The 7,615-nt window shown below is 74.5% G+C and carries 5 protein-coding genes; all 5 read right to left on the reverse strand.

Annotated features, from left to right (window positions below; all coding sequences use genetic code 11):
• Positions 1-212: 212 nt before the first annotated feature.
• Positions 213-1,391 (reverse strand): adenylyltransferase/sulfurtransferase MoeZ, encoded by a 1,179-nt coding sequence (moeZ, locus tag ACFY9V_RS16040; RefSeq protein ID WP_355348647.1) that lies wholly within the window; start codon positions 1,389-1,391, stop codon positions 213-215.
• Positions 1,392-1,603: 212 nt separating this feature from the next.
• On the reverse strand, positions 1,604-2,545 hold the full coding sequence (locus ACFY9V_RS16045; protein ID WP_391161636.1) for a spherulation-specific family 4 protein: 942 nt from the start codon (positions 2,543-2,545) through the stop codon (positions 1,604-1,606).
• Positions 2,533-3,444 (reverse strand): NAD(P)-dependent oxidoreductase, encoded by a 912-nt coding sequence (locus tag ACFY9V_RS16050; RefSeq protein ID WP_188283310.1) that lies wholly within the window; start codon positions 3,442-3,444, stop codon positions 2,533-2,535. Before ACFY9V_RS16050 ends, ACFY9V_RS16045 begins: the two co-directional genes overlap by 13 nt.
• A 167-nt stretch (positions 3,445-3,611) precedes the next feature.
• A complete protein-coding gene (locus ACFY9V_RS16055) occupies positions 3,612-4,535 on the reverse strand; it encodes a hypothetical protein (protein ID WP_355348644.1) in 924 nt (307 codons plus the stop codon).
• A gap of 1,160 nt (positions 4,536-5,695) precedes the next feature.
• Entirely contained in the window at positions 5,696-7,429 is a 1,734-nt protein-coding gene (locus ACFY9V_RS16060; protein WP_355348641.1) for a DUF3492 domain-containing protein, read from the reverse strand.
• Between the last annotated feature and the right edge of the window lie 186 nt (positions 7,430-7,615).

Here is a 7,615-nt window from a genome sequence, read left to right on the forward strand (position 1 = left end):
CTCAGTGAAATGTCCCTGCTCCGTACGGATCACTCCGCACGGGAGCCCCTGACGCTACCTCCTTCGCCCCCCGGCTCTCTCATGGGCAGGTCATGGGTCCGTCACAGTTTCGATACCGTCAAGGGCATCTGGAACAACAGGACATGACGGGACGGCGGAGGGGCCCGGTGCGTGGCACCGGGCCCCTCCGCCGTGAGACCGCTTCAACTGGCTTAGTACACCGGCTTGTCGGGCTCGATCGTGTTGACCCAGCCGATCACGCCGCCGCCGACGTGCACGGCGTCGGAGAAGCCCGCGGACTTCAGGACGGCGAGGACCTCCGCGGAGCGCACACCGGTCTTGCAGTGCAGGACGATCCGCTTGTCCTGCGGCAAGTGCTCCAGGGCGCTTCCCATCAGGAACTCGTTCTTCGGGATGAGCTTCGCGCCGGGGATGGAGACGATCTCGTACTCGTTCGGCTCGCGGACATCGATGACCTCGATGTTCTCGCCGTCGTCCATCCACTCCTTGAGCTGCTTGGGAGTGATGGTCGAGCCGAGCGCGGCCTCCTGGGCCTCCTCGGACACGACGCCGCAGAACGCCTCGTAGTCGATCAGCTCGGTGACGGTCGGGTTCTCGCCGCAGACCGCGCAGTCCGGGTCCTTGCGGACCTTCACCGTGCGGTACGTCATCTCCAGGGCGTCGTAGATCATCAGGCGGCCGAGCAGCGGCTCGCCGATGCCCGCGAGCAGCTTGATGGCCTCGGTGACCTGGATCGAGCCGATGGACGCGCACAGCACGCCGAGGACGCCGCCCTCGGCGCAGGAGGGGACCATGCCGGGGGGCGGGGGCTCCGGGTAGAGGCAGCGGTAGCAGGGGCCGTGCTCGGACCAGAAGACCGATGCCTGGCCGTCGAAGCGGTAGATGGAGCCCCAGACGTAGGGCTTGCCCAGCAGCACGCACGCGTCGTTGACCAGGTAGCGGGTCGCGAAGTTGTCCGTGCCGTCGACGATCAGGTCGTACTGGGAGAAGATCTCCATCACGTTCTCGGCTTCGAGCCGCTCTTCGTGCAGGACGACGTTCACGTACGGGTTGATGCCCTTGACGGAGTCGCGGGCGGATTCGGCCTTCGAGCGGCCGATGTCGGCCTGGCTGTGGATGATCTGACGCTGGAGGTTCGACTCGTCGACCTCGTCGAATTCGACGATGCCGAGCGTGCCGACGCCCGCGGCGGCCAGGTACATCAGGGCCGGAGAGCCGAGCCCGCCGGCGCCGACACACAGCACCTTGGCGTTCTTCAGCCGCTTCTGGCCGTCCATTCCCACGTCGGGGATGATCAGATGGCGCGAATACCTGCGGACCTCGTCAACGGAGAGCTCGGCGGCCGGCTCGACCAGGGGTGGCAGCGACACAGGGACCTCAGCAATACGGTTGGTCGGTCATCAGTCAGTACGTGCGGTACGTGCTGTCCCTGCAACACTGCCACGCCGGTCTTCATTCCAAGACACCCGGTCCGAGGACCGAGACGGAATCGGCTCACATCCCGGTCACGTCCCGGTCACGCTCCGGCCGCGCTCCCCCCGCGCCCTGGCCATGCCCGGTCCGAGGGGCCGCCGCGCCGGTGCTACGTGCTCGGCGACGGCTGTTTGCGCAGCATACGGACGGCTTCGTGCCAGTATCCGGCCAGGCCCGCCCACGGGTCGGCGCCGTCCCGGTCCGTGCGGTCGGTGAGGCACACCGTGGACGCGCCCTGCCAGCGGGCGATCCGCAGGGCGGTGTCCAGATGGGACCTGGGCAGGCCGTGCACCAGGTGCACGAAGCGTTCCGGCGGGTACGCGGCCGTCCACTCCGGCGCCTCCGACCAGCGGTAACTGGTCCAGGGGCCGCAGAAGGTGACGAGCTGGTCGGCCAGCTCGGCGTATCCGGGCCACGGGTGCTCGCCGTGGCCGAGGACGATCTGGCCGCCGCCGCTCTCCGGCAGGCGCGAGGCGGCGGCTCCCGCTCTCCCGCTGGCCCCACTGGCCCCACTGGCCCCACTGCCCCATCTGCCTCTGCTGTCCGCGGCGTCCTCGTTGCCCTCCGCGCCCTCCGTGCCCCCGGTGCCCCCGGTGTCCTCGGTGTCCTCGTCGTCCGCGTGCAGCAGTGCCCGCAGCGTGGTCACCACCCGGCGGCACTCGGCGGCGTCGGCGCGGCCGGTCGGGGCGCGGTCCAGGTAGAAGCCGTCGACCCGGTACCAGTCCAGGTAGTGGGAGGCGTCGGCGAGCAGGTCGCCGAAGGGCCGGGTGCCGTTGCGGCAGTCCAGCAGTCCGAGGACCGGGACGCCGTTCTCACGGACGCGGCCGACGACCTCTCCGTACAGCGGGTCGGGCCGTGTACCGGGGCCGCGGGCCACGTCGAAGGCGGCCCAGTGCAGCGGCGCCCCCGGCCGGGCCAGTTCGGCCCATTCGGTGGGGGCGACCAGCGGGTGCGCGAACGCCGGGACGCCGAAGCCCATCGCGTCCCGGCCCGCGCCCGCACGGCGGCGCAGTCCCGTGCCCCACTGGTGCGGTCGCGTCAGACGCGACATGCCGCCTCCATCCACACATCGGCCAGGGACTCCTCCAGGCCGATCCGGGGCCGCCAGCCGAGCCGGTCCCTGGCGGTACGGACGTCGGCCTGCTGCCAGCCGCCGCAGCCGTCGGGGTACGGGGGCGGCCCGGCGGAGGCGGGCGTCTCGTCCAGCTCGTGCAGCGAGCCCTCGTAGCCCGCCACATGGGCGAGGGCCGCGGCCATCTCACGCATCCGGACGGCCCGGCCGCTGCCGATGTTCACCACGCCCTGCGCGGCGGACAGCGACGCGGCGTGCACGGCGCGGGCCACGTCGCGGGCGTCGATGAAGTCGCGCTGGACGCCGAGGCCGCCGAGTTTCAGCTCGCCGTCGCCGTTCTGCATCGCGCGGCGCAGGGTTTCGGCGACCCGGCCGAGCGGGGCCCCGGTCGGGGTGCCGGGGCCGACCGGGCTGAACACCCGCAGCACCACCGCGTCGAGACCTGAGCTGAGGACCAGTTCGGTCGCGGCGAGCTTGCTGACGCCGTACGGGCCGCCGGGGCGCGGCACCGCGTCCTCGCCGGTGGACGCGCCCTGCGGCGAGGGCCCGTACTCGGAGCCGCAGCCGAGCTGGACGAGCCGGGCGTCGACCTGGCTGCGGCGCATCGCCTCGCAGACGGTGGCGACGGCGACGGTGTTCTGCCGGGTCAGCTCGCGGGCACCGCCCCTGGTCGTACCGGCGCAGTTGATCACGACTCCGGGGTGCACGGCGTCCAGGAACCTGGCGAGGACGCCGGGCGCGCCGCTCGCCAGGTCGAAGCGGACGTCCGCGTCGTCGCTCCTGCCGAGCGCGGTGAGCTGGACGGCGGGGTCGGCGAGGAGCCGCTCCGCGACATGCCGGCCGAGGAAGCCGTCGGCTCCGAGCAGCAGCACTCTCATCGCGTGCCTCCGAGTGCCTGCGCCGAGTGTCCCGTCGTGCGCCCGCGGGGCGGAAGGCCGTCCTCGCGGACGAGGAGAGGGCGTGCCCGGCGTCGGGCCGCGGTCGGGGTCGGGGCGGTTCGGTACCTGGTCAAGGGGTGTTCTCCTGGTCGTTCGTTCTGCTGAGGTCAGGGGTGGTGGCGCGGCGGCGGCCGGTGCGCGGAGGCACGGGGCAGCACGCGGAACGCCTGCGCGGTCAGCACGAGTGCGGCGGCGCCGCAGATGACGGCTTGCGCGGTGGCGGGGGCAGGGCCGAGGTGCAGGGGGGTCGCGGCGAGGGTCAGCGCCTCGGCGGCGCAGGCCGCTCCGAGACCGGCCGCCGCGTGGCCGGGGAAGCCGTGCACGGACAGCAGGCGCGCGGCGAAGAGCAGCAGGCCGAGGGCGGCCGGTCCGGCCAGTGGCGCGGAGCCCGCGACGGCGGTGGCCGTGTCGAGCAGGGCGATCAGCGCGACGGCGTACACGGCGAGGGCCGCGGCCAGGCGGGGGCGTACGGCGTCGGCGAAGTCCGACAGGCCGTGGCTGGGGGCGAGTTGGGCCCTGGAGCGGACGGCGAGCCAGTGCGCGCAGTACGCGGCGGGCAGCAGGGCGAAGGTGAGCGCCGCGAGGGTGGCGGCGCCGGCGGTGCGGCCGGTGGCGTGCCCGGCGTACAGCGCGTAGCCGAGCAGGCCGTACGTCCATACGGCGGCGCCCGCGCCGCGCTCGACCCGCAGCGGTCCGATCCGTACGGCGGCCCACGCGACGACGGCGACGAACGCCAGCAGCGGCAGCCGTACGCTTCCGGGGGCTCCGGCCGCCAGCGCGCACACCGCGCCCGGCACCGCCTGCGCGGCCCCGGTCCGCCAGCGCGGCAGGGCCCGTTCCCGCTCCCCCGGCGCCGCCTCCAGTCGGCGTACCGCCCTCGGGACCCGCGCGTACAGCTCCTCCGCGAGCCCGAAGACGTCCCGGTGCCGCAGGCGTCGCGCGGCTCCGTCCGTCACGCCGTGGGCTTCCAGCCCGGCCGCGATCTCCCACTCGTCCACGGCGCCCGCGATCAGCGCCTCGTGCCGGTGCATCACTCCCCGTACGGGGTCGGCGGGCCCCCTGCGCCGCGGCTCGTCCGCACCGCCCGGCCGCCCCGCCCGAAAGTCCGCCACCCGCCCGCCGGCCTGCGGCCCGCCCCGCGCGGCCCGTCGCCCGCCGTCGATCCCCACCAACCGCCCTCCGGGCCGCGCCTCCCCACCCGCCCCCGCCCCAGCACCGCGTCGAGCCGCACCCTCGGCGTCCAGGCCGACCGGTACCGGCCCGCGCCGCTCGCGAGCGGGGCCGCCAAGCAGGGCCAAGTCCCCGTCCAGGACCGGCACTTCGAGTACGGAAGCGTTTGCGCCCGCGCGCGCCGAATCGCCCTCCGCCTCGGGGCCCTCGGCAACGCGGAGGCCCGCGCCCGAGCGCAACCCGCCGTCAGCGTCCAGGCCGCCCGGTACCGAACCGTCCCGCTCGCGAGCAGAGCCGCCAAGCAGGGCCAAGTCCCCGTCCACGACGGGCACTTCGGATACGGAAACGTTCGCGCCCGGGCGGGTCTCGGACCGCGCGAGGTCCGCACGGCTCACGGCTGCGGCACCATCCGGGTCCGCGAGGCGAGCGTCAGGCAAGCCGTGCGCCCCGTCATCACCCGGGTTTACCGGCCCCGGCTCGGGCCGCCGCGCCGAATCCGCGTGGGCCTGCGGCTCGTCGGTGACGCGGGGGCCCGCGCCTGAGCGGGGCTCACCCCGCTCGCGAGCGGGGTCGCCAAGCACCGCCAAGCCCCGGTCCGCGACGGGCACTTCGGATGCGGAAGCGTCCGGACTCGATGGCGCGGCGGCTCCGGACGAATCTGTGCGGGTCGGGGCGGCTGGGCACGGCTGGGCGGCGGTCTCGGGCGCGGCAGCGGACGGTTGTGCGTCGTCCGCGACGGCGGTCCGGGACCGTACGCGCGACGGGTCGCCGTCCGGGGGGGCCGGACGCAGCTCGGCCGGGTGCTCGTCGGTGTCCGGGTTCCGCGCCGGGAGGCGGGAGGCGCCGAAGAGGGCCGTGACCGTCTCGTCGAGGGAGTGGGGGGTGGCCTCGTCGTCGTAGGCGTCTATGTCTATGGCGGTGGGGTCGTCGGGGTCGTGGGGCGGGAGCCGCAGGGGTGAGGCGGGCGGGGCGGCCTGGGCGGTGAGGCGGGTGAGTAAGGCGTGGGCGGGGGTCGGCGTGGTCATGAGGGGGAGCCTCCGGAGGCGGACGGGGCACCTACGGGTTCGGGGGTGCGGGACCAGGCGGGGTGGGCGGGGGTGGGGGCCAGGCGGGCCGGGACGTGCGACTCGGCGGGAGCCGTGAACGGCCGCGGATCGCCCGCCGCGTCGAGCAGCGGCTCGCGCCGCACGGGATGGTGCGCGACCACGTCGAGATAGCTCTCGCGGAAGGCGTCCACGCACCGGGTGACGGTGAAGAGCGCGAGCGCCCGCTCCCGGGCCGCCGCCCCGAGCCGCGACGCCCGCTCGGGCCCGCGCAGCAGATCGACGACGGCGTCCGCCAGCGCCTTGGGGTTGCGCGGCGGCACGACGAGCCCGGTGCCGCCGATGACCTCGCGGACGGCCCCCACGTCGGTGGACACGGTGGGCCGCCCGCAGAACATCGCCTCGACCAGGCTCAGCGGAAAGCCTTCCGCGCTGCTGGAGAGCACCACGACGTCGCCCGCGGCGTACGCGTCGGCGAGTTCGGGCGCGCCGGGCGACCCGATCTCCTCGAAGCTGACGGGACTCTCACCGACGGCGTTGGCGTCGGCGGCCTCGTACGGGAAGAGCTGCGCGGCGAGCGTCCGGCAGTGCCCGAGGTAGGAGGCCGCGCGTTCGTCGGCGGCGCGCAGCCGCAGGTAGAAGATCCGCAGCCGCGCCCGCGGCTCGTCGGCGCGTATCGCGCGGAAGGCGTGCAGCAGCGCGATGAGGTCCTTGGCCGGATCGATCCTGCCGACCCAGGCGAGCGTGGGGTCGGCGTGCGCGGCGGGCGCGGTGGCCTCGGCCTCGGCGGCCTCGCCCGCGAGGGCGAAGCGCGCCGCGTCGATCCCCGGATGGATGGTCCGCATCCGGTCGCGCGGCGCCCCGCACCGCTCCTGCCAGCGCCGCACATGCGTGGAGCCAGGCGTGACGAGCGCGGCCTGCCGGTAGCTCTCCCCGGCGAGCAGCCGGTGGTAGTCGCCGAGCACCACCCGTACGGCTCCGGCCAGTCCGGCCGCGCGGTTCCCGAGCAGCGCCTCCCGTACCCGCACGGTGTACTCGGTGACGATGAGCGGCGTTCCGCAGAACCGTTTGGCCAGCAGGCCGGGCAAGGCCGCCGGGCCCCCGGAGACGGCGTGGCAGACATCGACGGCGCCCAGTTCGCTCGACCCGTACCAGGGCGCGGACAGCGGCCTGAGCTGGCGCTCCAACAACTCGGCGACGGCGAGGAGTTCGGTGACGACGATGTCGCCGAGCACGGGACGCACCCCGGGGGCGCGGCACGCCGACTCCAGGGCGGCGAGCGCGTCCTCGCCGCGCAACAGGTCGGGCAGGCCGCCGTGTTCTGCGGCGACCTCGGCGAGACCGTACAGCCCGGAGGCGAAACGGTCCGCCCGGTCGGCGGAGCCGAGCCCGGCGCCGCCGGCCAGCGCCGCGACCAGGTCGCGGTAGTGGGTGAGGAAGTCGGCGCGTCTGGCGCGTCTGGCCGCCCGGCCGCCGCCGCACGTCGGCGCGAGGGCGGCGGCCGGGGGCTCCCCCCAGAGGCGTTCCGCGCGGAACCGCCGTACGTGCGACGGCACTTCGACGCGGCCCCCCGCCTCCGTCCGCGGTGACCGGCTGAGCGCGTACACGTCGAATTCGTGGTGCGCGAGACCGCGGACGAGCCGGTCGCACCACGCACCCCCTTCACCTCGCGCGTACGGGTAACCACCCTCGGTGAGCAATGCGATACGCACGTGTACGCCCCCTTTCTCCCTGGCTCGGCCACAACGGAATGTCGGCCGGGTGGCGCCCACGGGACCTGCGTCCGCCCGGCGCGAAGACGTTATTCCGGTACGGCGGTGGGGGGGGGGGGGGGGGGGGGGCGCCCCCCCCCCAAACAGCGGAAGGCGGGTCACAAAAACAAAAACACACACAAGTTT

Origin of the sequence: Streptomyces sp. NPDC008317, from assembly GCF_042955955.1 — a bacterium.
Classification (GTDB): domain Bacteria; phylum Actinomycetota; class Actinomycetes; order Streptomycetales; family Streptomycetaceae; genus Actinacidiphila.

Excerpts from the sequence above, each read along its gene's own strand:
- ACFY9V_RS16055 (WP_355348644.1), bottom strand. The coding sequence starts at position 4,535 with ATGCACCGGCACGAGGCGCTGATCGCGGGCGCCGTGGACGAGTGGGAG.
- ACFY9V_RS16045 (WP_391161636.1), bottom strand. The coding sequence starts at position 2,545 with ATGTCGCGTCTGACGCGACCGCACCAGTGGGGCACGGGACTGCGCCGC.
- ACFY9V_RS16050 (WP_188283310.1), bottom strand. The coding sequence starts at position 3,444 with ATGAGAGTGCTGCTGCTCGGAGCCGACGGCTTCCTCGGCCGGCATGTC.